Here is a 375-nt window from a genome sequence, read left to right as displayed (position 1 = left end):
CGATTCCAGATCGTCGACCGACACGAAGGTCGGCTCGCCGCCCATGGTCAGCCGTACGTCATCCTTCGTCAGATCGGCGTCGATCTGCTCGCCGAGCCGGTCGAGCCGCGCCCAGGATGCATCCGCAAACGGTCGCGTGATCCGCGGTGCCTCGCGGATACGCTTGACGCTCATCTCGAAGCCGAACTCGACATTGGCGAAGCCCGCAGTGCCGGTCACCGGCGCGGCCGAGCGGTAGTGCGGCGTGGCGCAGACCGGGATGTGTCCCTCGCCGGTCAGCATGCCGGAGGTGACGTCGAAACCGATCCAGCCCGCGCCGGGCAGATAGACCTCGGCCCAGGCGTGCAGGTCAGTGAAATCGCTCTCGACCTCGCG

At 67.5% G+C, this 375-nt stretch carries 1 protein-coding gene; it reads right to left on the bottom strand.

Annotated elements, in window-relative coordinates:
- The coding region (locus BTM36_RS04155) for a transglutaminase family protein (RefSeq protein WP_139347058.1) at positions 1–375 on the bottom strand (375 nt) is incomplete at both ends.

The organism is Herbaspirillum sp. VT-16-41, from assembly GCF_001994935.1.
Lineage (GTDB): Bacteria > Pseudomonadota > Gammaproteobacteria > Burkholderiales > Burkholderiaceae_D > Herbaspirillum > Herbaspirillum frisingense.
Note: the sequence above shows the minus strand (reverse complement) of the source record. Positions and strands in the feature narration are given on the sequence as shown.